The following is a 25,083-nucleotide window of genomic DNA, read 5'->3' on the forward strand; positions in this document are numbered from 1 at the left end:
GCCGAATGCTCAAGCGCCCGCGCGCGCATCGGATGATCAAGGGAGATCTCCGTAGTTTCTTCCGGCTGCTCTTCCGTATCCATCGGGCCGGGCCGGGCTCAGCGGGGCAATTCTGGCGGATGCTGGCAGACTGTGTCCTGCATAATCCAAAAGCATTGCCGTATGTGGTTATGACCAGCGCGCTGTATTTGCACCTCGGTCCTTTTGCTCGGCAGGTTGTTGAAGAAATCGATCGGGAAATCATCAACCTCGATCAAGATCGCTGGGAGAAGCCCCGTCTCCAGCAGAATTCTGCCAAGGAACTACTTCAACCAGTCTGATCGGAAATTTTTGTCAACCAAGTCGATATCTAAACGCAGATGCTGGTTCTGAAGTGACATTAGGAAAAAATTTTCCGATGAGACTTCAGAATAGCGTCAAGATTTCGCGTTTACGATCCGTAAAGCTGATTGGCGGCTCAGTAAGGTGATTCCATCTCCCGATTATTAATTCTTTCAAAGATGGGTTTTGTAGTATTATGGAAATATTGGAGGGAAAATTTCTTATAACTGATATCTTTATACCCTCGGAAAAATATAACTCCATTATTAAGATCTGATAATGCTGTCCAGACAGTATATTCAGTAACGGTTTTTCCTGATTCTTTCTGTGTCTCGCCCCCTAACGTATCGGTGGTAATATTCTTCATACGATCAAAACGATTCATTATGTGTGCAAGAATATTGATCGCATCTCCTGTCGACTGAGCCAGTGGGGCGTAACTGGTGTAGTAAACGCCACGAATAAAGCGTCCGACAGACGTGTCTGACGATGGCAAGTCTGAAGCCGCAATCCCACTATCCGGCTGCACCACTTTTATGCCACCCAGAACAGCTGAAGATCTGTCTTTATTGGTCAATTGCGTGTAATTATTCAAATTCTGGAGGTGCCACTGAAAATCAGGGCCGTTGGTCATGACCTTTGTGGGGTTGTCATAAACATGAAATTTCCCATTAAGTGCTTCTACGACAATACTTCCTCCTTTTTTGTCGTAAAATGCAAAATGGAAGGGTGATTTTACGCCCCCTAATTTGGCCAGGACTGGAGACCAGAAATGCCCTTTATTCACAGCTTCTTTGACATCATCTACCGTTGCAAAACTGGCGAGCGCCCACTCTCCTAGCGATGTAACTGGGATAGAATCATGGTAATCTGATGTTGTGAGCGGAGTGAGTGTAGCTTCAGGCACCATATTAGCGCTGAAAGACAGACCAGCACCGTTCATGCCCTCAAGCATGTTGTGATCGTCTCCATCCTGATAAACTGACGTTGTAATCGCCAAAATAGGATACAGAGCCTGATAATGTGCTCCAGCACCACCGTCAGGTGATTTTTTTTGGAATGCTGTCTCAGCTGGATAGAAGGTCAACCATGACGGCAAGTCTTCTGGGAGCTCCAATGTACGGCCATGGAAAACGTGACCGTTCTTATCTGTGATCGCCAAGCTTGAACACGCCTGTACGATTGAAGGAAAAAGAAAAACAGTAGGAAATACCATATTAAGAAGAGACCTGATTTTCATGATTTTCTTCCTGGAGTTAATTTTAATAATTAAGCAAACAAGATTATTTTCTCTATAGAGAGCTTTTTACACGACAGTAAAAATCATCTCCAACTCAAGATGCGAAACCTCTAGAACAATATATTGTGCATAGAGTTCCCGAAATGGTCGATTTTATGACCTAATTTTTTAAGCGGCCGACCTAAGCTATACTGGCTGGTTATGTGGCCCCCATAGCATCGCGTTTTTTCTCGAGCTTACGATGCCGACTGTTTTCACAACCCTCTACATACAAAAAGGATCAAGCCTTGCACTCCAGGACGGAAATTCTTCGCTCAGTCCATGAAATAAAACAAACGACGCTCTAAATGCCCAAACAGAGCATTGAGATCATGTTAAAGTCGTCATTCCGCTTTCCACCCTATCATGACCCTTCAAACATATCGTCCGGAGGTAACGGCAGCATTTGCGCGAGATATTGCGAAAGCCGCGGTTCAAGCCCATCGGAGGAAAAAATCCCGGCGATGTAACCATCCGGACGCACGAGCACCCACTGACCAGGGTCGATCCCGTACGCCTCGGCGATATGGCCATTATCGTCGATGAGTTCCTGCCCCGCGCCGACAGTGACGATACGGACGCCAGCAATGGCCGGCGGTCGGTCACGCGGCTGGTAGCCCAGCAATATCCAGTCAGACCCTTTAAAAACCGTGAACAGCCGTGTCTGCTGCCCGGCCTGTCCGCGACAGGGCGCATCGGGTGCGCGATCGCCCGCCTGCACTTTTCCGCTCACCGAACCGGTTACGTTCAACGCTGAACTGCGGTAGCCGAGGTCGAGCTGACGCGCCTCGCGATCGCGCCGCATGGTGCCCTGCTTTGCTTCACCGAGCAGTCGCATCGAGAGACGTAGCATGTTCGACGCGATCGGTCGGCGCTCCGCCTCGTAGCTGTCGAGCAGCGCTTCTGGTGCGCCCGCAAGCACGGAGGCCAGCTTCCAGCCGAGATTATAGGCGTCCTGCACGCTGGTATTGAGACCCTGACCACCGGTTGGCGGATGAACATGCGCGGCGTCCCCCGCGATAAAGACCCGCCCAACCCTGTAGCGATCGGCCAAACGGGCACTCATTACATAGGCCGAGGACCAGGACACGGAGCGGACGATAATATCCCTTCTGCCAGTCCGGACCCCAATGAGCGTGGTCAGCCCGGCCGGAGATAAATCGATCTCTCCCTCCATGGCTACGGGAGCCTGAAGCTGGAACAGGTCCGTTCCCGCCAGAGGGCAGATCATCACCTGTGTCTCGGGTGAACCGAGCTGAAAGCGGTGCCAAGCGGACCGATCAAGACCTTCCAGCCGCACATCGGCAACGATCGCACGAACCCCCAGTGCTTCTCCCGGAAAATCGATCGCCAATGCATGACGCACAAAACTGCGGCCACCATCGGTTCCGACAAGGAAGCGGGCACGGATCACTTGCTCGCCAGTCTCCTGTTCCATCCTCGCCGTAACGCCATAGGCGTCCTGTTCAAATCCGGTCAGTCGTGTCCCAAAGTGTGGATGATGGCCAAGCTCAGCAAGCCGCTCCCGCATGACGGCCTCGGTTGCAAACTGCGGCAGCATCAGCGGCGCGGCATAGGGCTCGGCTGCGGTCGGGAAGACTTCCGCCTCTGTCAGAAGCGACACCGTATGGGTACCATCAGGGCGATACTGACACAGTGGTGGATAGGGCCCGCCTGCCGCGGCCATACGATCAACGAAGCCAAGATCCTCAAAAATCTCCATCGTCCGGGGCTGGATGCCCTTGCCACGCGATCCGTTGAACGGCTGCGCGTTCTGCTCGATCAATTGGAACGAAACCCCGCGTCGGGCGAGATCGATGGCAAGTGTCAGGCCTGCGGCCCCCGCACCCGAGATCAGGACGTCTGTATCGAAAGACACTGGCAGCTCCGCGAATCAATGTGTATTATTCACGTATATGAGAGTGACGCCAAAGGCAACGAGAAACGTGAATAATGCACACGATCCTGAAATCCTGCGCGGACTGCATACCGCAATCATTGATCTTGTCGATGAAATCAACCGCCCCCGCCGTGACGATCGCCTGATCGAAGAAGCCGGGATTCCACTGGATCGAGCCCTTTTCCCGCTTCTGGCACGGGTGTGGCGTTACGGCCCTATCGGCGTTGTCGAACTCGCAGACCGGACGGGGCGCGATCATACGACGATCAGCCGACAAATGAGTAAGCTGGAAGACCTGGAGCTTATTGAGCGCAAGCCGTCCATAACGGATAGGCGTGTTCGCGAAGCGACAGTGACTGAAAAGGGACAGGAAATGATCGACCTGCTGAACGCGGCCCGTGAGAGGCTGGCGAACCGCATTCTCGTCGACTGGACCGATGAAGACCTCGATCAGTTGAGAACGCTTTTGCGGCGCTTTGCTGACGATTTGATGCGATGATAAATCCAATGCAAATCTGTCATCAGAACCAAAGTCGTCTGCTTCTCTCGTAAGGCTGTATGTCGTCTTCAATGACGAAACAGACAGGCGATAAACGTTTTCTAAATGGACATCAGACGATCAGAAGGGCTTTTCTGAAAACTATGTGTTAGGATCAGGACTCATAGCCAGAACAAGACGGTTACAGCGAGGCAGATTGCCGAGAAGAAGACGGTCGGGCATCTGTCATAGCGTGTTGCGACCCGTCTCCAGTCTTTGAGCCTGCCGAACATGATTTCGATACGGTTGCGTCTTTTGTATTTCCGTTTGTCGTATTTGACCGGTTTTCCACGAGATTTTCGGCCAGGAATACAGGGTTTGATCCCTTTTTCCTCCAGGGCAGCCGCCCCGGTGTAATCACTGACCTGCCCTGCTGTCATGAAGAAGTCGAGCGGACGTCCGTTCCGGTCGGTGACGGCATGCAGCTTCGTATTCATCCCGCCTTTGGTCCGCCCGATCAGACGGCCTGAGCCCCTTTTTTAACCGCAGGCTTGACGCCGTGCGATGGGCCTTGAGATAGGTCGCATCAATCATGACCGTCTGAGGCTCAGCCTTGCCGGTAGCCAGTCCCTCCATCATGCGGATGAATATCCCCATAGGGTCAGAAACATTCCCGCATATAGCCACCCCAGACATGCCTTATGTGTCGGACAAAACTCTTGCCGGAAAAATCATTTTTTTATGTTCGGAAACACCAGACCCGCTTTTTCTCTACGCCGTAACCATTGAAAATCACGGTCCATGGAAAGAAAAAGGAACACCACTAACATCGTATCTCGATCATCTTAAAAAGAGCGATACAATGATCGGCGATATCATGAAAGCCTTAGCCATTCATGATCGCTCTGCATTATTTGTTTTTTTTGGAGATCATAGGCCCTCTATTCCACCACGACAGAACGCAGCACCCCTTATTTTGCAATTCCATTCTCAAAAGAAAACGCAAACATACAAGAGGCCACAAAAAGCACGATCACACCGGCTCAGTTACACGAACTTATTGAAGGAAAAAATAAACTATATAGAAATAACAAATATAATGTGTAGCTTCAGCGCAACATTCATACAGGCCAATTCATCACCCACCATCCATAAAGGGTATCCTGACTGCTCAAAGCATTGACAAAAAATGAGCAATTCCATAAAAAATTACTATTTATAATACACAGATTGTAAAACACTTGACCGAAAAAACAAAAAAAAATCCCACCAAAGCAGAACTGCAACGGCAGCCCATAAGCTATCCTATTTATTGTCTGCTTATGATTCTGTTCTGGGTTCTGTTCAAACTCTTTGACCCCCTGGCAATGGAAAGCGCTACCAAAGCATCATCTGCCCGCTTTCTCTCAGGTCTTTCAGATGCTTTTTATGGCATGCAGGAAAATCCAGCACGCGATCGCATTGCCGTTGTAGAAATAACCGATACCGATTTAAGTTCTAAATATTTCGATTCAACATGGCCTCTTACCTATGCCCGCCATGCTGAACTGATTGACCGCATGCTGGATGCAAAACCGGCAGCAATCATGATTGATGTTCGGTTTAATGCCGAACGATCAGGTGAAAGCCTTCATGAGGCTTTTGATCCCATCATTGCCAGAGCACGGACAATGGGTATTCCTCTTTTGTTTGCTCGCGGAAAACTCGATCCAGAATACAGTGACCTTCCCGCCCCCTTAACTGACCTGCAAGTTATCAATGGCTGGGATATGCGCACAGGCTTCTACCCGCTTCTGCTCGCTCCACCAGCCCCCCAGACAGAAGAACACTCCACATCGCAGAAAAGCGAAGAAGCTGAGGAAGAAGCACCCAAGACTATACCTGTGGCAGCTTTCGCCATGTACAGAGCACTCTGCGCCAATGGTTGGCAGAAATCATGCCCTGCGGACCTATCAGAGCATACCTTCGGCCAACCACTTGTCGAACGATGGGGACTTCGCGCCCCCCTCAGTCAAACCCTTTATGCGAAAACCGATGGCTGCGCTTTCGATGCTCGTGACAAACCCTTTGCCCGCATATCCGATGCACTCACAATCGCTGCTCGCGCATTATTCGGTTATTTTAGCGAGGATATCCGTCAAAACTGTCAGTATCATCTAACATTACCGGCCCGCTATCTGGATCGTAATCTGGAGCCGAATATCAAAAACATTGAACCTGCCTTAAAAAATCGGGCAGTCTTCTATGGCACACAGATTAATGGTGATCATGATATAGTCGATGTTCCCATGATTGGCGCAGTCCCCGGCGTGCAGGAACATGCCATGGCTCTGGATAATCTTCTGACTTACAATGAGGACTATTTCCGAGAACCTGGTGAATGGTTAAGCTGGAAATTTGTAAAAATTGATTCCGCAGAACTGCTTGAGTTTTTTGTATGGATGCTATTTATCACGTATAGTTACACTAAAATTTCATCCCCCACTCAATACACTCCTCGAAAATGGAAAATTATATTCTCCATAACAGCACTGGTTCTTATGAGCGGCATCGGATGCTTATATGGCATGAATAAATTCCATCAATATGACCTGCTGCTCGCTTTTGGTCTATTTTGTATCATGCTCAACTGGTACGCCTGTTCCCAGAACATGACGGGCCGCATAGCAGAAACCATCAGCGCTTATCCCTTGCTTACAGGTCTTTCCATCATTCTGCTTTCCATAGGATTGCTTGGCGTGGACATAAGCCTGCTTCGTCATAGCACTTACGGCATTGCCCCTCTGTGCATTGCATATGCAGCGCTGGCTATCCTCCTGTGCATTTCCATTGTCTTACTAAAAGTGAGAGAGCATCTTTATTTTGGAAAACTCTTGCTCTGTGTGACGATGGTTGCTGTTATGTTTGTGCTGAACGAAGATTTTCTATTGTGGCCAATGGAAGACTGGGTCGGTTTTGTACTGCTCTGGCTTGCTTTGGACGAAACAAAAGAAAAACCCGGTTTTGTTAGCACGCTACTGGAATACCTGCCGAAAAAACACGTCCTCTCCACCCAGAGCGATATGAAAAAGGAATAACATCACAGACAAACCGCACCCTCGTAACGACATAAACCAAAACAGGATATTAAAATGAAAAAATATTTTATTGCACTGGCACTTTCCATAATGCCATCCATCAGCTCAGCCGCAACGGTTCTGAGCACATTTGACCTGCCCACCATCACAAGCTTTACGGAAAACGGCCAGGCTGGAGAAAAAATTCCTGCCTCAGCCGTGATCGGTAAGGAGGTTATTGGTGTCGTGCCCGGTGCTTACAAACTTCTTAAAATCCAGACAGATCAGGGCGTTATTTTTGTACGCCCGGCCGCAGTCAAGGTCGATGTCCCCCCGAGCAGCCTACCAATGCTCACGTGCAAGCAAGGCGTCGCCCCCGGTATGACCACAAGCCAGATACGCGGCAGCAACGGCCTGACAGATGGGTGCTAACACCATGAAAAATAATATTTTCTCTCGCTTTATGCTCATGGTGTGTGCCGCTACGTTCCTAACGGGTGCCGCCAGCAGCCGCGTAGCACAGGCACATGACAAGTTTATAGACGATGTTTCAATTCCAGCAGAATACCCACCCCTGCCACCTGAAACGCAGTCACTCTCACCATTTAACCTACAGGAAGTGGGCACATTCAGTGACCCTTCAACCGAAGCTTACCTGAGAGATATTGTAGACCGCCTGCTTGCAGGGTGGAAAGGCCCTCGGCCTGAAATCCCCATCCTGCTGGTACCAAGTATGTCTTTCGCGAGTGAAGTATCAGCCGGAGGCGTAATGTTTATCTACGCTGGAACGCTCGATTACATGCGAAAAACACCAGATGTACAAACAGAGGACATGATTGCCTTTATACTGGCACATGAACTCTCTCACATCTTGCTCGGTCACACCCGTAACAGAACCGATGTGCAGAATACAACACAACGAGTCATGGGAGGAGTAGACATCGCGGCTTCCCTTGTCTCCCGTTTCAATATCGGGGGCGGGGGCGATATCGCAAAAACCGTCCTTCTTTCAGATTTCGGCAGTAACCTGATATCGGCTCAGACAGCTTTTCCTGCTTGGTCGCGGAAACAGGAAAAAGCCGCCGACCTCATGGCTGTCGATCTGATGGCACAGGCTGGATATTCTCTTGATGCTGCTCCCAGTATGCTGGGCCTGATTGCTCAGGCTGAAGACCGGGACAATGCAGAAAAAGAAAAGACCCAAAAAGACCTTATTGAAGCTGGACCGGCTCAGTCAGCTAATGGTCAAAAAGGCTTTGGGGTACAAGTCAATGCTGGTTCATGGCTTATGCGGAAATGGGATACATTGGGCGGCTCCCATCCCTCTGCTTCAGCCAGACAGGAACGCGTTGCACAATATATCGCCCACACATATGGCGATACCATGAACCCGGAACACCGCGCGCCTTTTCAAAAATTCATTAATTCCGCACATATGCGTACCATGCTTCAGGATGTTGAGATCCTGAGCGAAATGACCGATCAGATAAAAGCAAACAATTTCAAGGCGGTTCAGTCCGAGCAAAGTCATTTACATGAACCGCTCGCGAACAGTCAGATCTCGCTTTTTTACGGCGCCATAGCGAATAGTGCCCTGCACCATCCCTCCACAGTCGCAACCAATATGATTGAGCGCGCCGCCAGCCGACCGGATGTAACACGACAGATTGCCTGGCTTGAGGCCGCGAGCTTGGAAAATCAGGGAAAAAATGATCAGGCTCTGGCCTATATGGCCAAAATGCAGGATGATTTTCAGGATAACTCATTCTATATTAAGCGTATTAATCTATTACGCAAAATGAACCGCATGAATGACGCCAGCCTGCTTGCCATGGAATGTGTAAGCCATGGCGATACATCCATTCGTGATGCCTGCGTCGCTGCTGGTAAGGGCGAATAAACAACCCGACTATTTTTCCTGTTTTATATGACCCCGTTACACAATTCATTGAGTGAGTGGGTCAGTATTCTGGTGAACGGAGCCTCAAGCGTCTGAAACCAATTAAGGATGGCGCTACGAACATGAACTTCGGTGATCTGACGGTCGGAATCCCGTGCCGTCAGATACTGCCCAGACGCTTGGTACCGTGCATTTCCGTCTCGACGCCACTTCGACGCGGGTATTGCTCCATCATCTCCAGATCGACCGCTGCAAACACTCTAAAATATGCAGAGCTTCATTTCGGGCGATGGCTCCCGGTAAGATGCGGCTGGTTTAGCGTTCTTCCGAGGGAAATGACGGTCTCAACACCGCGTTTCCCCCTATCTATTATGATTGAGGGTCTACCCCCGGTTTTCTATCGAGGGCTTATAAAAATTACCACGCGGTAAAACCATTATCTACAAACAGATGCGTTCCGTTAACAAATCTGGCATCATCACTGGCGAGGAAAAGAACTGCATCGGCTATCTCCGCAGGCGTGGCCGCGCGCCCCTGCCGGGCCGTCAACTCCGCCTCCGAAGCTCCCACGCCATAAGCCTGTAATTCGGCCAGCTCCCTTTGCCCATGAGGGGTATCAATAAAGCCCGGACAAACCGCATTGCACCGGATATTGCGATCACGAAATTCGGTGGCAATCGCGCGGGCAAACATATGACAGGCTCCCTTGGTGGCATTATAGGCCACTTCTGTCGGTGTTGCTGCCACAGCAGAGATGGAAGATGTGCAGACAATCGCTCCGCCACCGCCAGCAATCATATGCGGCAAGACAGCTCGCGTAACCAGAAACATGCTTTTGACGTTGATAGAAAACAGCGCATCCCACTCGTTTTCTTCAATCTCCAGGAAAGGCTTGATCAGTATGGTGCCAGCATGATTGAAAAGAACATCAATTTTACCAAAGGTCTGCATACAGGCACGCACACCTTCGCTCACCTTCTGCGCATCTGAAACATCCACGTTAAAAAATGCACTTTTATGCCCTGCCTGTGCAAGCTGTTGAGCCAGAGCCTCACCCGCCTCAACATTGCGGTCAAAAATGGCAACCTGCGCCCCTTCCTCCGCAAAGCGTGTGACACTGGCCGCCCCAACACCCGTAGCCCCACCTGAGACAAGAACCGTTTTACCTTTGAATTTCTGTGTCATTTCTCAATTCCCTTCTCAATGGTTGCCGGGCGCCGAACCGCCAAAACAACACCAATACAGAACACGCAAAGCAGGACGATGGGAATAAGCATGACCGAAACAAGGTTCTGGTCAACCGAGGCTGGACGCGGCCATACAAGATTGATCAGTGCGCCCACCTCAAAACAGAGTGCTACGACCGTCAACGGCCACCCAAAGCCCCCCAGACGAAACGGCCCGGCTGGAATCCAGCCACCTAAACGGGCCAATGCACCCGCAATCAGCACCATAGTGAAGGTGGTATAAATACCTGCTGTGGCAAAGTTTATAACAGCTTCTGCAATATGGGGGGCAAAACCTCCAACCAGCAGAACAACACAGGGCAGCACGGTAGCAGCCAGCACGGCCGCCATAGGCAGACCCGTGCGGGGGTTGACGCGCGACATGGCTACGGAAAACGGGATAACCCGATCCCGCCCCATGGAAAACAGTAGCCTGCTGGTAGACGCAATAACCGAAATGGTCGCGCTAAAGGCCACCAGCATAAGACAGCCAAGCATAGCCGTTGCCCCTACCGGGCCAATGGCAGCGCGCAAGGCAGCATCGGCCGGGTTGGACACCGCCCCCGAGACGGCCCCAGCCATATCCGGCACAGCCAAAATCATACCAAGGGCGATCAGCAGAGCCGAGCCACCCCCAGCCAGCATGGTTGTGAGCATGGCACGCGGCACCTCGCGCGAGGCGTCATGCACCTCCTCTGCCAGATCTCCGCAGGCTTCATGTCCGAAAAAGATCCAGATCCCCAACAGACTGGCCGCCATCATAGCACCGGTACGATGCCCTGCTCCCGCGCCAAAGCTTTCAAACAACACACTAAAAGGCTGATGGCGTGCAAAGCAGAGCATATAGCCACCGCAGACAACCAACCCCACAAGACCCGCCCACACGCCCAGTTCGGTCATTTTTCCCAGCACTTTTGTACCGATTAGATTGAGCGAAGCCGACAGGACAATAATGCTCAACGCCACACAGGTATCAAATGTATTGGTAGCCTCTATGCCTATCAGCGCGGCCAGATACGGTGCCACACCAGCAGCAAGACCCGCAGCCACACCGACCAGCGCCAGAAAATACATCCATCCTGTCAGAAAGCCCCACCGCTCTCCCACGAGGCGTCTACTCCACTGGTACACGCTGCCTGCAATTGGATATTCGGAAGATATTTCTGCAAAAATCAGGGCATTGATCGTATGGCCAAGAAGAACCAGAGGCATTGTCCAAAAAAACGATGGCCCTGCAGTCGCCAGTGCATAGGAAAACAGGGCATAGAAACCCGCAAGCGGGCTCATATAAGAGTAACCTATTGAGAAATCAGCAAAAAAACCAAGAACTCTATGAAATTGGGGCTTGTAGCCAAACTGCTCAAGGTTTCTGTCATCAGACTGGATGACCCGATCATTGCCTTGCATCTTCACCTCCGTTCCCGGCGGACATTCTCCCTCAACCTTTACGGTTGCTATATCGTAATAATATAATGACCAGAGCAGACGGACCTATATCCCCAAAGGGATAGTGTGCGCACACAAGCCCAAAAGCCGCAGGCAAGGAGGCCAGAGTGGTTGAGCAGATCGATGCCATGGCCGAGGTGGCAACCCTTGCTATCAGGCAAATCAATGACAGCCGAGTTTTTGCTGCAATTGAGTCCGTACTCCGCCGCGTCGCATTTTTCGATATTGCTGCACTGTTTGCCTACCCCCCGGCTGAACGTCCTGAAATCCTGCACGATGGGCTGAAAAACATATCGCTGCCCAATGCCATGGAGGATTATCTGGCAGGTGGCTATCTGTTGGATGCAGTTTATGTCGCGTGCATGCAAGGCCTGACCGATGGGCTTTACCGCCTGTCCACTCTGGCGCCAGATGCTTTTTTTGAAAGCGATTATTTTCTATCGCCCCTTGTACATCCCTGTATTTCTATGGAAAGCGGCAGTCTGGTAGAGGAAATTGCATTTTGCACCCGCGCCCCTGATGGTACGGCGCTGGTTTTTTCTCTCATGCGCTCCACAGGCCGAAAGGTCTTTTCAGAAGAAGATTTTACAGCCCTTGGACTGTTTGCACCGGTTATCAACGCCGCCATGATTCAGCATTGGGTCAACCGGTGCGAAAAAAAATCACACGATACCGTAGAACTAAATACCGAAAATCTGAACAAGTCTTTTCGTGATTTCGAACGCGACAGACTCTCCCCCCGCGAGCAGGACGTAGTCGCGCTGATGCTGCGCGGCCATAGTTCACTCTCGGCCGCAAAAAACCTTGGCATTACGGAAGGAACGGTAAAAATACACCGTAAGAATATTTATGCGAAACTAGGCATATCAAGCCAGAGCATGCTGTTTTCGCACTTTATTGCGTCCATCATAAAAAACTGAAACAACAGACCTTATCTGTCATGCCTGTGCAGGCAGGTGTTTCAAATAATCCATTAAAACCCGTGCGTGATTATGCTCGGTATCATGGGCTGCATAAAGGAGCGTCAGGGTGTTGTTTTTCATGAGCGTAATCATACGCTCCAGCTCCGCATTTGGCTGCGAGAGTTCCTGCTGGTAACGGGCCTGAAACACATCCCAATGCGCGGGATCATGCCCAAACCAGTGCCGAAGCTCTGGGCTAGGGGCTACGTCTTTCAGCCAAAGATCCATTTTGACATCGGACTTGTGCAGCCCTCGCGGCCATAACCTGTCCACAAGAATGCGTATGCCGTCATCAGGTTCCTGTTCCGCATAAACCCGTTTAATTCTGATGTCAGGCACATGGTGGTTTACGGTCATGCAGAGTGTCCTTTTCCTGTCACGCTGGGCTGCAGCCTTACATGCCCCTTTGTGGATTCCATTATGGAAACCACAAAGGGGGGCGCATGGTTTCAGAGCACCAGATCAGGGTTGGAAGCTGAACCGAAAATTTCATACCGAATCTGTGCAGCAGGCAGGCCTGCATCGTGCAGGGTGCCAATCATATCCTGCATGAAGCTTTCCGGCCCACAGATGTAATACGTAGCCGCAGGGTCAGCCACTTCGCGCAGCCACTCTGTGCTGACACGCCCGGCATGCCGGGTTACGCCTGCTCCCACCACCTCATCCAACGCTTTGTCTTTCGCGTAGAAGAAATCAGCCTTCAGGGCGTTATCCGCTGCCAGAGCGGTAATTTCTGGTACAAATGCCGCCAGTTCACGGCTATCCGCACCGTGGACATAGCGTATCGCACGCCCGGCTTTTGCACCACACAACGCGCCCAGCATGGACACGATGGGGGTCAGCCCCACGCCAGCCGTCAGGAACACAACGGGGCTGGACGCCGTTTCATCAAGGAAGAAATCACCCGCCGGATTAGCGGCCAGCAGGGTATCGCCTACGCGAACACTCTCATGCAGCCACGGGGAGACCAGCCCAAGCTCGTGCCGCCGTACGGTAATACGGTAGTGATCCGCACCGGGCGCGGAAGAAATACTGTAGTTGCGGCGCTGTGAACCATGGTCGGGAATATCCAGCTTAAAGCTGAGATACTGCCCTGCCTTGTGCCGGAACAGGCGACCACCATCTGCAGGCACCAGTTCGAAAGAGACAATTTCGGGTGTTTCCTGATGCCGGGCACGCACGGTGAAAGCACGCCAGCCTTTCCAGCCGCCCGGTGCCTGCTCGTGCTCGTCGTAAATCTGTTTTTCGCGCCCGATCAGAACATCGGCCAGGAACCAGTAAGCCTTGCCCCACGCCTCTACGATTTCCGGTGTTGCGGCACTGCCAAGCACATGCCCGATGGCGCCCAGCAGCGCATCCGCCACAAACGGATAGTGTTCGGGCAGAATGTTGAGGCCGACATGTTTTTCGGCAATGCGCTCAACCATGCCCCCCAGCCGCCCGAGGTCATTGATATGCTGGGCATAGGCGAGAACCGCCAGCGCCAGAGCCTTGGGCTGCTCCAGATCGCGCTGATGAGACTGGTTGAACAGATCACGAATTTCAGGGCGTGCGAGAAGGCGCTTGTACATTTCCTCGGTAATGGCCAGACCATGCGCCTTCAGGGCTGGCACGGTGGCAAGGATTATGGAGCGGGTTTTCTCATCAAGCGGTGTGGGCATGGGGTTTGCGTCCTAAAAGGTATACAATACATATACCTTTTAATATCTTGGAAAACCTGTCAAGAGCGTGCATCTTCCGTCTCATGAAATTAACATTGCAGACTGACTATGCCCTGCGCGCCCTGATTTACCTTGGCGTCCGTACCGAAGGGTTGTGCTCGATCCGCCAGATCGCACAGACCTACCGTGTCTCTGAAGGACATATGATCAAGGTCATTCACCGGCTGGGCATGGGCGGATTTATCGAGACAATCCGCGGCCGCAATGGTGGTGTCCGACTTGGCAGGGCGCCTGAAACCATCATGATTGGCGCTGTCGTGCGCTACATGGAAGAAGACCTCTCCCTACTGGCCTGCATGGAGCCGGGAGGAGAAAACAGGCCAGATCTGTGCGCACTCATGCCCGGTTGCCGCCTGCGGGGGGTGCTGTCACAGGCCATGGGAGCTATGCTGGGCGTGCTGGACCAGTACACTCTGGCCGATGTCATCACCCCGCATGAGCGCCAGCGTCTGGCAGAAAAAGCGGAGTGATGCACCCATTGCACCCCCTTGATGCCCCACGCCAGAGGCTGTCATGTTTCTTCGTCAACTGACCTATCTGATCGCGCTGGATCGTTTTCGTCATTTTTCGCGTGCGGCGGATTACTGCGGCGTGTCGCAACCTGCGCTGTCAGCAGCGATTCGGCAGCTTGAGCACGAGCTGGGCGTAACCATTGTCATGCGCAACCGCCGGGTTTTTGGCCTGACGGCAGAAGGTGAGCGGGTACTGGAATGGGCACGCCAGAGTGTTGCCGCACTGGATAACCTGCGGCAGGAAGCCCGCTTCGCGCAGGACGTGGCGGGGGGCAGCCTCTCTATCAGTGTAGTGCCCCCTGCCATACAGCTTGTTCCTCTCCTTATGGAAAACCTGCGTGCGGTGGTACCCGCCTTGCAGGTTTCCCTCACTGTTGGCCCCAATACCCAGATCCTGCGCGATCTTGCTGAACAGCGTACACAGATCGGGCTCGCCTATCTTGACCAGATCCCAGCCGATGGCCCGTTTGAAACCCACTGCCTGTATGCGGAACAGCTTGTCCTGATCGCCTCATCACGTATCCGCCTGCCCGGACGCCGCCGGTGCAACTGGCAGGATGCAGCCCTGCTGCCACTTTGCCTGCTCGAACCCGGCACCCGCAGCCGCCAGATTATTGATGCAGGCTTTCACGCAGCCGGATGCGAACCAACCGTGCTGCTTGAAACCAATGCGCTGGAGCTGCTGCATGCCGAACTTCTGGCCGGGCGTATGGCCAGTATTCTGCCGGTTGCGGCCATACCCGCGCGTGGAGACATCGCAGGCCCCCTGCAAACACGGCGGCTGGAGCCATGCCCCATGTCAAAAGTCGGGCTTGTACGCCTGCGCCAACCTGCCCGCACCGCCCTGATGACACGAAGCTGGGAGATTGCCTGCGGGCTTGTGCTGGATGATGCTCTCTCCCTTTAACGCCACTCCCCTCCTGCCGCTATCGTCATAAGCAATGCTTATGATCAGATGAAAACAAACACTTGGACGAAGAATGCCCTCGCGCCCAATTTGTCGCTTTTTGGAGCGGTACGGTGGCGGAAGGAACAAGGAGCGCAGGGCAGGCAGGTAAGGCCCTGCCCGTATGGGCCGACCGCTGGCGCTGGCTGACCGCTCCGAACATGGCGGATCTGGGCTTTGCCCTGCGCAACACACTGGCAGCACTACTCTCGTTGCTGATTGCCATGTGGATGGAACTGGACAGCCCACAATGGGCCCCCCTTACCGTCTGGGTAGTAGCAACCGCATCGCGCGGGGAATCCCTGTCAAAAGCACGCTGGCGTCTGGCTGGCACAGGGGTAGGCTGCGTTGCGGGAATCGGGCTGATTGCGGCGTTTCCCCAGCAGGAAGGTCTGTTTTTTGTCGGACTGGCCTTATGGATTGGCCTGTGTTGCGGTGGGGCCACTTTTTTTGATGGCTATCGGGGCTATGGGCTGCTGGTGGCCAGTTTTACATCTGCCATTGTTGCCGCAGGTGCCATCGAACAGCCCGATAGCGTTTTTGACATCGCCATCGCACGCGGTACGTACATCGTGCTGGGTATTTTATGTGAGTCGGCTCTGGCCGTGCTGTTTCTGCCCGGTGCGCGGACCGCAGCCCGTATCCGCCTGCCTGCCCGCCTGCGCGCGCTGGTGGACAGGGTGGCCGAAGGTGTCAGCCCCTCTCCGGCTCTCTTTGATGTTGAGGCGGAAAGCCACCTGCTGAGCGATCTGGTTGCCACCAATGCCCGGGTCGAATTCGATGTGCTGGAAATGGGCGGGGGGCAGGGCCATGCTGCTGACCATGCCCGTGCCGCACTGGCCAATATGCTGGCCGCCATAGCCCATGCACGCGGCGGCGCCCCCGATACCACCTGCGCGCGCGATCTGGAGGCGGCCCGCCAGCATATTGGGGCCATCACCGCTCCCCCCCGCAGAGACCGATTCCGTTTCGCCAGTCGTTCGCCCCGCCATGCGGTCGAGGCGTTGCATAACGGTCTTCGGGCCACTTTTGGCATTCTGGCGGCATGGCTGGTCTGGGTTATTACGGCATGGCCCGCCGGGCCAACTTTTGTCTCGTTCGTAGCTCTGGTGTACGGGCTACTGGCCACGCGTGAAGTTCCGGCTCTGGCCTCAGCCGGTTTCTACCACGGCGCGGCACTCTGCGCGGGCATTGCAGGGCTGTGCGTTTTTGTGGTCATTCCCGCTGTCACAGCACCTGAATGTCTGGTGCTGCTGCTGCTCGTACCCATGATCATAGGGGGGCTTGCCGCCCGCTCACCCCGGCTGGTCAATCAGGCCTTTGCCTTCAACATGTTCCTGCCTGTCCTGATCGGCCCTTCCAATACGGGGCGGCTGGACGAGGCCTCCTTTCTCAACACGGCTCTGGCCTTTCTGGCCGCCGTGCTGTTTGTGCGCTTTACCTTTGGCACCATCCTGCCTTTTCGGGCCGACAGCCACCTGCGGCGCACGGCGGCATGGGTGGATCGAGGCCTGCGTGCGGTCGCCCGGACAGGCAGCCGGGTGGGCGAACACCAGTGGCTGATGACCAATGCGGACAGCATGGTGCGCGCCATGCGGACAAGTCAGGGTATTCCGCGTCAGGAAATCCTGACCTATATGGATCAGCACCTGCACGCCATGGTGCAGGGTTTATGGCTGATCGAGCAGCGTGAAACCCATACCCGCCCCCCCACACCCCCGATAGGCTGAACAACGCCGCTCTCTGTATCCCGGCACTGGTATTCTCGCCTATCGGCCCCCACATGTCAGGCAAAGCCAGACTGGCCCCACAGCATGAGACCACCCGTATAACATAATGCTGCCTGATCTTTTTTCCTTCGAACGCCGCCGGGTCGAACTTGGGCCGGGGGCTGCCATCCTTGGCGGCTTTGCATGCGATCAGGCGGAAGCGCTTCTCGAACAGATCGCGTATCTCTCCAGTATTGCTCCCTTTCGCCATATGCAGACACCGGGGGGCAGGCGCATGTCTGTGGCCATGCTCAATGCTGGGCCACTGGGCTGGGTTTCAGACGCCTCAGGCTATCGCTACACAACAACAGACCCCCAGACCGGTCGCACATGGCCTACCATCCCCCCCATATTCATGGAGCTTGCCAGCCGGGCAGCACAGGCTTTGGGCTTCGGCCAGTTTGCGCCTGATGCCTGCCTGATCAACCGCTACGCGCCAGGCACGCGCCTTTCCCTGCATCAGGACAGGGATGAGCAAGATCATCAGGCGCCTATTGTTTCGGTCTCGCTCGGTCTGCCTGCCACTTTTTTATGGGGTGGGCTACAGCGCCAGAACCGCACCACACGCTACCGGCTGGCCCATGGTGATGTGGCTGTCTGGGGTGGGCCATCGCGCCTGATGTTTCATGGTATCAGTGAACTCAAAGACGGCGTACACCCGCTCACAGGAGCCCTGCGCTATAACCTGACATTTCGGAAAGTACGATGAGCGATATTCTGCCGCGCTGCGCCTGGGCACAGAACGATCCCGCCCAGTGGGCTTATCACGACACGGAATGGGGTGTGCCGGTGCGCGACAGCCGGACATTATGGGAGCACCTCATGCTCGATTGTTTTCAGGCCGGTCTTTCATGGCGAACCATCCTGCTCAAGCGCGAAGCATTCCGCCGGGCGTTCGAAGGTTTCGATCCGGCCCGCATAGCCCTTTATGGCGAGAACGACATTGAACGACTGATGGCCGATAACGGCATTGTACGCTCCCGACAGAAAATTACCGCCACCATCCGTAATGCCCGCGCCTATCTGAGCATGCAGGATCATGGCGAAGATTTTTCTGATTTTGTGTGGAGTTTTACAGACAACAAACCTGTTCTGAACCAGAGCGGCACCAGCAGCCCCCGCTCCCCACAGGGCGATGCGCTCTCGCTCGCTCTTAAAAAACGCGGGTTCAGCTTTGTCGGCCCCGTTATCGTTCACGCATGGCTACAGGCCTGCGGGCTGATCAACGATCATGAACCGGGCTGCTTCTGCCATGCAAAAGGGAACACCCCTGCGGCATGAAAAAACCTGCGAAAAAAAGAAGACATTACAGAGCAGAAAAACCGCTTAGAGGCATCGCATACGCCCTGCCCCTGATCGGTATGCTGCTGGCAGGCTGTGCGGATGACCATGGACGCGGCGCCATGCACGAAGCCGTATCAGGCTGTTTTATCGCCCATCCCTTACAGAAAGGCAGCGCTTATGACCGCTTCCGCTGCATTGCCCTTGCCCACCAGCATTACGGCCCCGCGGCCATAGGGGAAAATTACGGTCTGATTGTTCTGGTCGATCAGGCGGCACTCAGCATTGGGCAGGAGATAGATTCCGGCACACTAGATTTACCCGCGGCTGAAACAGCCCTGCACTGGGTTACCATCAAAGCGCAACAAGCCACCGTGCAGCCAGCCTCCATCAGCATGCCCCCGGCGCATCAGGCAATACCATCGGGTGCGTACCCACTCGGAGCAAGCACCAGACGGTAGCAGCCCTTACTGGGTCCGCGGAATAATGGCCGGTTCGGACGAATTTTTGTCCGGGTTAGGCACAACCCCGCCAGACTGGGTCGAATAGGTTGCCGTGGTAGACTGGTTGGGCGTTCTGGGAGAACGGAACGCCGAAACCCCAAGCAGACCAACAGAGGAAGGGTTCATCGTCCCTTCAGGCTGGCGCGCGCACCCTCGGGTAATGATGGAACAGATCCCGTCTGTTCCAATAGTCTCATCATTATTGCCAGCATAATGCACATCCGACACGCGATCATGATCCAGACGGATCACCGCCGTGCAGGATGTACCACCACCACCGCCAAGCTGGGCAATGGTTGTGACAACATCCCCAACCGGAATCAGGGTAGACCCCCCAAAGCTCGGCTGGGGTTGCGTGCCGGTATAGACAAAAATCTGCGTCGTATCGTTAAGCTGTTTGGTGGCGTTCGGTAGCCCCGCGCAGGCCTGAAGATCGTAAGAGGTCATGCCGATCATGGTAATCTGCGCCTTGTGAGCCGCCCGCGAATCAAAATACCCGCATCCACTCAGGCCAAAAAGCGAAAGAGACAGACACAGCGCACTCACACTACGATACTTCATCTACCGGGGGCTCTCCATATTCTAACCTGTTGGCAGGCGCACACGATAACAGACCTGCCCAGTCTACTTAATGCGCCCTTTCTCCCAGATGCAACCCTTGCGCCCCTATGAACAGATACGCCAACCCGCTCACACGCTCCAACAGAGCGAATTGACGCATAAACTTCGGCCTCAGCATTGCCTTCCGCTGCCCGAGCCATCATCATGGCCTCTATCGTCAAGGCCTGCAGGCCGGGGTGGTGCAGCCCATGCCCTGCCTGACAGCGTTAAAGAGTACAGACTTCAGGGAGAAACCGCCGCTCATGTCACCAGCATCGCGCTTCAGGCTGCACGCCCTGCTGCCTTTCATGACATCGCTTCTCGCGCTCAGCGCCTGCACCCATGCACAGCCGCCGGCCCCACCCCTGCCCCCGCTCAAAGCAATGGCCGCAACGCTTACACCAGCTGATATTGCCTTCATTCAGCAGCTCAACACCATGAACATTGTACAGAGCGCGACCGCTGCAAGCGCCAAAACCAATGCGGCCAGGAGTGATCTTGCAACACTGGGTGCGACCATTCTTCAGGATACGGCTGCCCAAAAAACGGCTCTTGCAAAGCTACTTACCACCCATGCCATCACGCTGCCCACCACTGCCCCCAAAGAAGACCAGACCCTTATCAAACGGTTGCAAACCCTGCATGGCGCAGCGTTTGACCGTCAGTATCTGCGCTATCTCTCACGCGAAATCACACGCATGAAAGCTGTGCTTGATGCGGAAATCATCGCATCCTCCAACATGGATCTGGTCAAGCTGGCAAAAGACATCAACACGAAGCTGGCAGCCTATCAGGCACAAATCCAGTAACGTAAACCTGTCCCAAAAGGTCTGCCTGCCATCATGCCAACCGCACGCGCACACACTGTTTTTGGTATAACCGGGCGTAGCGGATCAGGAAAAACGACACTTATTACGAGACTTTTACCTTTTTTCCTAAAACAGGGCATGCGGGTTTCCACCATCAAGCACACGCATCACGGTGTGGATATGGATCAGCCAGGCAAGGATACCTTTCTGCACCGGCAGAATGGAGCGCATGAAGTCATGCTGGCCACCCCGCAACGCTGGGTGCTCCAGCATGAAATGGAATCCCCTCCTTCCCTGCCTACACTTTTACAGGCCATGAACCCTGTGGATTTGATTCTGGTGGAAGGCTTTCATGCAACCGTACCCGCCTGTCTGGAAGTCTGGCGGCCTTCCACACAAAAACCCCCGCTTTTTCCAGATACACCCAGCATCTCGCTGGTGGTGACGGATAGCCCGGAAAAACCATCCCGCTCCGAACACCTGACATTCATTGGACTGGATGACATTGAAAAAATTTCTGCGTTTATAAAAGAAAACGCAACCATTATCCTGCCTGATCAGACGACCGCTACAGCCCCAGACCGCTAAACGCGAGCATACCCACCCGATCTCCCACCTGCACCGCATGCCCGGCATCAACCCGCATAATCCCGCCCGCACGCGTCAGGCATTGAATGTCAGAAGCCCCGACCGAAGGCACAAGGCTGAAACGGGCCTGCTCTCCATCCCACTCAGCAGAAACCGGCAGGAAACACGTGGCATCCGGCAGAGACCTGTAAGCAAACTGGCTGATACCCATGACAGGGATGCTAGCCTGCATGGCTGGGGCACGACCACTCAGGGCCACCAAAAATGGCACAACAAAAAGCTGGGCGCATAAAGCCGCCGCCCCCGGATTACCGGGCAGGCAGAAGACAACTGTCCGGCCCAGCTTCATGACCGTCATGGGCTTACCCGGACGCATGCTCACCCGCCTGAACAGGCAGGTGGCACCCATACGTTGCAAAACAGGCAGGACATGATCTGTCTGGCCGACAGAAATCCCGCCTGTTGTCACCACAACATCCGCCTGTTCCACACAGTGGCGCAAAGCCTGTTCCAGTTCATCCGCACTGTCTGAAGCCGAAGTCTGTCTGGTAATCTGCACCGTGGCACTGCGCAGCATGGCTTCGAGCATATGGGTATTGAGTTCCGTCCGGCCATCTTCCGCCTGACAGGCAAACTCGGCCCCATTGGCCAGCACGCTTACACGCAGCGGGCTGTAAACCTGCACGGCCGTTCTACCCTGATCCAGCAGTAACGGCACATGCCGCCAGTCCAGCACCGTACCGGGTTCAAGCAGGCACTGCCCTGCGGCAAACTCCTCGCCCGCCCAGCGGATATTCATGCCTGTTCTGGCACCCACACCCTCGGCCAGCGCGATATGGTCGCCCACACGCGCAGTCCGTTCGCGCGCCACCACCGCATCCGCCCCTTGGGGAATACGCGCGCCTGTCAGAATCTCGCAGGCCACGCCCGGTGCCAAGGGTTCGGGCCTTGTGCCGGCGGCTACATAACCCTGAACGGGCAAGCCCAACGCTCCGGCCTGCTCCATCTCACCAACACGAAAAGCATACCCGTCCATGGCGGAAATATCGGCATCCGGCCGGGGAGTGCGAGCCTGCACACCTTCCGCCAGCACATGCCCGCAGGCCTGCAGGGGGGCAAGGCTCTCAACCCGCTCAGGCAATAAATCATGGAGTGTGGCCGTCAGGAGCGCCTGTGCGGTATCATACGCAACCATACAGGGTGTATCATCGGGCATACAGGCTCTCGTTTTTTCTATCCGGTTTTCTGTCTGGCACAGCGTTCAGCCGGGAAAGGCAAAAGGGCTGAACCCAAGATGGGTGAACCCTTCCTGCACCACCAGACTATCCAGCAACTGGTAGGCAAGGTTATGCGACACCGCCTCCAGTTCAGGATCGTAATCCAGCCGGAACACCTTGATATAGGTTTTGCACTCACCACAGGCTTCCGCCTGATCGGGAGCTTTCTCAGACAGTGTATAATACTGAAGATCCGCCGAGGAATGACAGTTTACACATACGCCGCGCACCCTGTGCCAACGCGTCTCGCAAAGACTGCACTGCAGATAGCGTAAGCCTTCGCGATCCCCCCCCAGAACCAGACTGGCAACCGGCCGCGCACCGCAGCAGGGACAATGCGTAGCCCGCCCGATACCCGGCATATCCTCATGCTGGCTCATGGCCTGCGCCCAGCAGACAGACAACGCCGCCCACAACAGCACGGACAGACCCGGATCAACCTGATCATACTGCCCACGCAACAGCAGGGCCGCCTGTGCGCTCAGCACCGCAGGCGTCTCCAGACCAGCAAGCAGATCCGCCACAATATCGGGCTGTAAATGCGGTTTCAGGCTTTCCACCAGTTGCGCATAAGCGGACTGCCAGACTGTCAGGCCCAGAAGAGTGTCTTCCAGTTCATCCTGCCTGTAACCGCCCGCAGCCAGTGCGCGGATGCTCGCCCGATCCGCTTCAGCCAGCGGTGACTGTTCCACAAGACCTTTCTGCCCCTCCACCAGATGGGAGAGGAACAGAAAATACTCGCCATTCAGTAAAACCGGGGGTTCCTGATCCTTGTCAGCCAATGCTCGCAGTTTTTCGGCACGGCGGGCGTAAAGGCGCTCAAGCTGAGGAAAAATCAGCGGCTCAATCGTCGCCACACCCGGTGTCCGCTTATCCAGCGGAACGATGTCGGAATCAGGGCGCATCAGGGGTGGTGCTTGATGGATGACGTGTCTTCGGGAGCCACTTCCTCAGCATACCACCGGTCATGGTGCTGGCGCGCCCATGCCCGCGACACGTAACCCGTGATCATGCCTGTAATCGACCCGCGCACCCAAAGCCCCATGTAGATATGCCCCAGAACCAGCAGGATAAGAGCCAGTGCTGCCGCCGAATGCGCCAGAAGAGCAAGCCTGATCACCGGAATGGGAAAATACATGGCAAAATAGGCCCGCCAGATCACCAGCCCCGTCACGAACAATGCGCTGATCAGCGCCATAATGCCCCAGAACAGAATTTTCTGCCCGGCATTGTATTTACCGATCTGGAGTTTCTGCCCATGCCGGTTCAGCAGCACATCCAGCACATGACGGAACCAGATACCATCCGTACGCACAGGCATGTTGTGGTGCACAAAGCGCACGAACATGCACATCAGGAGCGCGAACACCACCACACCCAAAAACGGGTGCAGGATACGCGCAAGCTGCGGCGGGCCAAGCACGCTGCCCAGCCAGTGCAGGCTGGGGAAAAACCACGACAGCCCAGACATGGCGACAAGAAAGAAGCAGCTCACCATTGTCCAGTGCAGCAGACGGTCACCAAACTTGGTGCGCAGCACACGATTGTTCGTATCCATCACGCATCTCCTGCGTTATCGGAAGGCCCGTTCTCGGCCTTTTCCTGCACCGGAGCCTGTTCTGGCTCCTTATGGGGTGTTTCATCCGTCTCGTTCGGGCCAACCCCCATGTAATGGGCAAAAGCCCCGGCAACCGTGGCGACAAAGCCAAGCGCACCCAAGGGTTTGAGCCATTCCTTCCAGCCCCGCACAACAGGGCTGATGGTCGGATCAGCAGGCAGGCGGTGATAAAGCTCGGGCTTGTCTGCATGGGTGAGCACATACATCACATGTGTGCCACCTACGCCCTGTGGGTCGTACAGGCCCGCACCATGGTGGCCACGGCCCTTAAGCTCATCCACACGCTCGGCGGCAAGGTCTTTCATTTCTGCCTTGGAACCGAAAGAAATGGCACCGGTGGGGCAGGTTTTCACACAGGCCGGTTCCTGACCGACCGCCACCCTGTCCGCACAGAGTGTGCATTTATAAGCCCTGTTATCCGTCTTGCTGATACGCGGAATATCAAACGGACACCCGGCCACACAGTATCCACAGCCGATACACTGGTCGGACTGGAAATCGACAATACCATTGGCAAACTGCAAAATGGCACCGGGGCTAGGGCAGGCCTTCAGGCAGCCCGGATCCTCGCAGTGCATGCAGCCTTCCTTACGCAGAAGCCACTCCAGCTTGTCGCTTTCGTCTTCTACCTCGTCAAACCGGATTACTGTCCATGTTTCGGGGGTTAAATCGACCGGATTGTCGTAAATACCCACATTATGCCCGACCTCGTCGCGCAGGTCGTTCCATTCGGAACATGCGACCTGACAGCCCTTGCACCCCGTGCAAAGGGAAACGTCGATCAGCTTGGCCACCTCTGTTTCATGGCTGCGCGCCTGCGGCGGCGGCGTAAACCCGTTGGTGGCGGAGCGTCTGATAATATCCTGTGACTGCATGCCCATTTTTCAGCGC

The 25,083-nt window shown here is 54.6% G+C and carries 26 protein-coding genes and 1 pseudogene; 15 read left to right on the forward strand and 12 right to left on the reverse strand.

Translation table 11 applies throughout. From position 1 onward, the window contains the following. A partial coding sequence (locus J2D75_RS08625) for a DUF4070 domain-containing protein (RefSeq protein ID WP_207854382.1) occupies window positions 1–320 on the forward strand: 320 nt, incomplete at its 5' end. A gap of 137 nt (window positions 321–457) precedes the next feature. Here the strand turns inward: J2D75_RS08625 and J2D75_RS08630 are convergent. Continuing rightward, complete coding sequence (locus tag J2D75_RS08630) at window positions 458–1,561, reverse strand: linear amide C-N hydrolase (RefSeq protein WP_243428625.1); 1,104 nt, start codon at window positions 1,559–1,561, stop codon at window positions 458–460. Window positions 1,562–1,964: 403 nt separating this feature from the next. Beyond that, the gene (locus J2D75_RS08635; protein WP_207854383.1) at window positions 1,965–3,479 is read right to left on the reverse strand and encodes an FAD-dependent monooxygenase; all 1,515 of its coding nucleotides are present in this window, start codon (window positions 3,477–3,479) and stop codon (window positions 1,965–1,967) included. A 67-nt stretch (window positions 3,480–3,546) separates the two neighbouring features. Here J2D75_RS08635 and J2D75_RS08640 point away from each other — a divergent pair, with 67 nt between their 5' ends. After that, window positions 3,547–3,999 carry a MarR family winged helix-turn-helix transcriptional regulator gene (locus tag J2D75_RS08640; RefSeq protein WP_265782997.1) on the forward strand — a complete coding sequence of 151 codons (453 nt, stop codon included), beginning with the start codon at window positions 3,547–3,549 and terminating at the stop codon, window positions 3,997–3,999. Between the two features lie 161 nt (window positions 4,000–4,160). Here the strand turns inward: J2D75_RS08640 and J2D75_RS08645 are convergent. After that, a pseudogene (locus J2D75_RS08645) lies at window positions 4,161–4,632 on the reverse strand (transposase); the annotation flags it as partial. Between the two features lie 40 nt (window positions 4,633–4,672). Between J2D75_RS08645 and J2D75_RS08650 the strand changes: the two are divergent. Genes J2D75_RS08650 through J2D75_RS08665 form a run of 4 tightly spaced genes read left to right on the forward strand, consistent with a single transcriptional unit; the run spans window position 4,673 to window position 8,934 of the window. Beyond that, the gene (locus J2D75_RS08650; RefSeq protein ID WP_243428626.1) at window positions 4,673–5,161 is read left to right on the forward strand and encodes a sulfatase-like hydrolase/transferase; all 489 of its coding nucleotides are present in this window, start codon (window positions 4,673–4,675) and stop codon (window positions 5,159–5,161) included. A gap of 58 nt (window positions 5,162–5,219) precedes the next feature. Next, entirely contained in the window at window positions 5,220–7,055 is a 1,836-nt protein-coding gene (locus tag J2D75_RS08655; protein WP_207854386.1) for a CHASE2 domain-containing protein, read from the forward strand. A 54-nt stretch (window positions 7,056–7,109) separates the two neighbouring features. Continuing rightward, entirely contained in the window at window positions 7,110–7,466 is a 357-nt protein-coding gene (locus J2D75_RS08660; RefSeq protein ID WP_207854387.1) for a hypothetical protein, read from the forward strand. Between the two features lie 4 nt (window positions 7,467–7,470). Further along, a complete protein-coding gene (locus tag J2D75_RS08665) occupies window positions 7,471–8,934 on the forward strand; it encodes a M48 family metalloprotease (RefSeq protein WP_207854388.1) in 1,464 nt (487 codons plus the stop codon). 417 nt (window positions 8,935–9,351) lie between these two features. Here the strand turns inward: J2D75_RS08665 and J2D75_RS08670 are convergent, their stop codons facing one another. Both J2D75_RS08670 and J2D75_RS08675 read right to left on the reverse strand, forming a co-directional pair. After that, window positions 9,352–10,119: an SDR family NAD(P)-dependent oxidoreductase gene (locus J2D75_RS08670; protein ID WP_207854389.1), complete on the reverse strand. Its 768-nt coding sequence runs from the start codon at window positions 10,117–10,119 to the stop codon at window positions 9,352–9,354. After that, window positions 10,116–11,567 (reverse strand): amino acid permease, encoded by a 1,452-nt coding sequence (locus J2D75_RS08675; protein WP_207854390.1) that lies wholly within the window; start codon window positions 11,565–11,567, stop codon window positions 10,116–10,118. Before J2D75_RS08675 ends, J2D75_RS08670 begins: the two co-directional genes overlap by 4 nt. Before the next feature lie 146 nt (window positions 11,568–11,713). Here J2D75_RS08675 and J2D75_RS14650 point away from each other — a divergent pair, with 146 nt between their 5' ends. Then, entirely contained in the window at window positions 11,714–12,526 is an 813-nt protein-coding gene (locus tag J2D75_RS14650) for a LuxR C-terminal-related transcriptional regulator (RefSeq protein ID WP_207854391.1), read from the forward strand. Between the two features lie 18 nt (window positions 12,527–12,544). Here the strand turns inward: J2D75_RS14650 and J2D75_RS08685 are convergent, their stop codons facing one another. Next, complete coding sequence (locus tag J2D75_RS08685) at window positions 12,545–12,925, reverse strand: DUF488 domain-containing protein (protein ID WP_207854392.1); 381 nt, start codon at window positions 12,923–12,925, stop codon at window positions 12,545–12,547. 92 nt (window positions 12,926–13,017) lie between these two features. Beyond that, window positions 13,018–14,229, reverse strand: a complete 1,212-nt coding sequence (hmpA, locus tag J2D75_RS08690) for an NO-inducible flavohemoprotein (protein WP_207854393.1) — start codon at window positions 14,227–14,229, stop codon at window positions 13,018–13,020. Between the two features lie 83 nt (window positions 14,230–14,312). Here hmpA and J2D75_RS08695 point away from each other — a divergent pair, with 83 nt between their 5' ends. The 6 genes from J2D75_RS08695 (at window position 14,313) to J2D75_RS08720 (ending at window position 19,258) form a co-directional block, all read left to right on the forward strand. Next, window positions 14,313–14,759: an Rrf2 family transcriptional regulator gene (locus tag J2D75_RS08695; protein WP_207854394.1), complete on the forward strand. Its 447-nt coding sequence runs from the start codon at window positions 14,313–14,315 to the stop codon at window positions 14,757–14,759. Between the two features lie 43 nt (window positions 14,760–14,802). Then, window positions 14,803–15,708: a LysR family transcriptional regulator gene (locus J2D75_RS08700; RefSeq protein WP_207854395.1), complete on the forward strand. Its 906-nt coding sequence runs from the start codon at window positions 14,803–14,805 to the stop codon at window positions 15,706–15,708. A gap of 113 nt (window positions 15,709–15,821) precedes the next feature. Beyond that, on the forward strand, window positions 15,822–17,477 hold the full coding sequence (locus tag J2D75_RS08705; RefSeq protein ID WP_265782995.1) for an FUSC family protein: 1,656 nt from the start codon (window positions 15,822–15,824) through the stop codon (window positions 17,475–17,477). Between the two features lie 106 nt (window positions 17,478–17,583). Next, complete coding sequence (alkB, locus tag J2D75_RS08710) at window positions 17,584–18,225, forward strand: DNA oxidative demethylase AlkB (protein ID WP_207854397.1); 642 nt, start codon at window positions 17,584–17,586, stop codon at window positions 18,223–18,225. Continuing rightward, on the forward strand, window positions 18,222–18,797 hold the full coding sequence (locus J2D75_RS08715) for a DNA-3-methyladenine glycosylase I (protein WP_207854398.1): 576 nt from the start codon (window positions 18,222–18,224) through the stop codon (window positions 18,795–18,797). Before alkB ends, J2D75_RS08715 begins: the two co-directional genes overlap by 4 nt. Continuing rightward, window positions 18,794–19,258, forward strand: coding sequence for a hypothetical protein (locus J2D75_RS08720; RefSeq protein ID WP_207854399.1), 465 nt, complete (start codon window positions 18,794–18,796; stop codon window positions 19,256–19,258). The genes J2D75_RS08715 and J2D75_RS08720 overlap by 4 nt, the downstream gene beginning before the upstream one ends. 6 nt (window positions 19,259–19,264) lie before the next feature. Here the strand turns inward: J2D75_RS08720 and J2D75_RS08725 are convergent, their stop codons facing one another. Next, complete coding sequence (locus tag J2D75_RS08725; RefSeq protein ID WP_207854531.1) at window positions 19,265–19,756, reverse strand: hypothetical protein; 492 nt, start codon at window positions 19,754–19,756, stop codon at window positions 19,265–19,267. Between the two features lie 407 nt (window positions 19,757–20,163). Here J2D75_RS08725 and J2D75_RS08730 point away from each other — a divergent pair, with 407 nt between their 5' ends. Together J2D75_RS08730 and mobB are read left to right on the forward strand one after the other, a co-directional pair. Beyond that, on the forward strand, window positions 20,164–20,709 hold the full coding sequence (locus J2D75_RS08730) for a DUF4142 domain-containing protein (protein WP_207854400.1): 546 nt from the start codon (window positions 20,164–20,166) through the stop codon (window positions 20,707–20,709). Between the two features lie 33 nt (window positions 20,710–20,742). Continuing rightward, complete coding sequence (gene mobB / locus J2D75_RS08735) at window positions 20,743–21,297, forward strand: molybdopterin-guanine dinucleotide biosynthesis protein B (protein ID WP_207854401.1); 555 nt, start codon at window positions 20,743–20,745, stop codon at window positions 21,295–21,297. Here the strand turns inward: mobB and J2D75_RS08740 are convergent. The 4 genes from J2D75_RS08740 to fdxH are packed head-to-tail and all read right to left on the reverse strand — an operon-like array spanning window position 21,278 to window position 25,073. Then, the gene (locus J2D75_RS08740) at window positions 21,278–22,513 is read right to left on the reverse strand and encodes a molybdopterin molybdotransferase MoeA (RefSeq protein ID WP_243428628.1); all 1,236 of its coding nucleotides are present in this window, start codon (window positions 22,511–22,513) and stop codon (window positions 21,278–21,280) included. The genes mobB and J2D75_RS08740 overlap by 20 nt on opposite strands. 45 nt (window positions 22,514–22,558) lie before the next feature. Beyond that, on the reverse strand, window positions 22,559–23,479 hold the full coding sequence (gene fdhE / locus J2D75_RS08745; RefSeq protein ID WP_207854402.1) for a formate dehydrogenase accessory protein FdhE: 921 nt from the start codon (window positions 23,477–23,479) through the stop codon (window positions 22,559–22,561). Further along, entirely contained in the window at window positions 23,479–24,132 is a 654-nt protein-coding gene (locus tag J2D75_RS08750; protein WP_207854403.1) for a formate dehydrogenase subunit gamma, read from the reverse strand. The genes fdhE and J2D75_RS08750 overlap by 1 nt, the downstream gene beginning before the upstream one ends. Then, entirely contained in the window at window positions 24,132–25,073 is a 942-nt protein-coding gene (gene fdxH, locus J2D75_RS08755; RefSeq protein ID WP_207854404.1) for a formate dehydrogenase subunit beta, read from the reverse strand. The genes J2D75_RS08750 and fdxH overlap by 1 nt, the downstream gene beginning before the upstream one ends. Window positions 25,074–25,083: the final 10 nt, after the last annotated feature.

The sequence above is a fragment of the Acetobacter suratthaniensis genome (assembly GCF_017377745.1).
GTDB lineage: Bacteria > Pseudomonadota > Alphaproteobacteria > Acetobacterales > Acetobacteraceae > Acetobacter > Acetobacter suratthaniensis.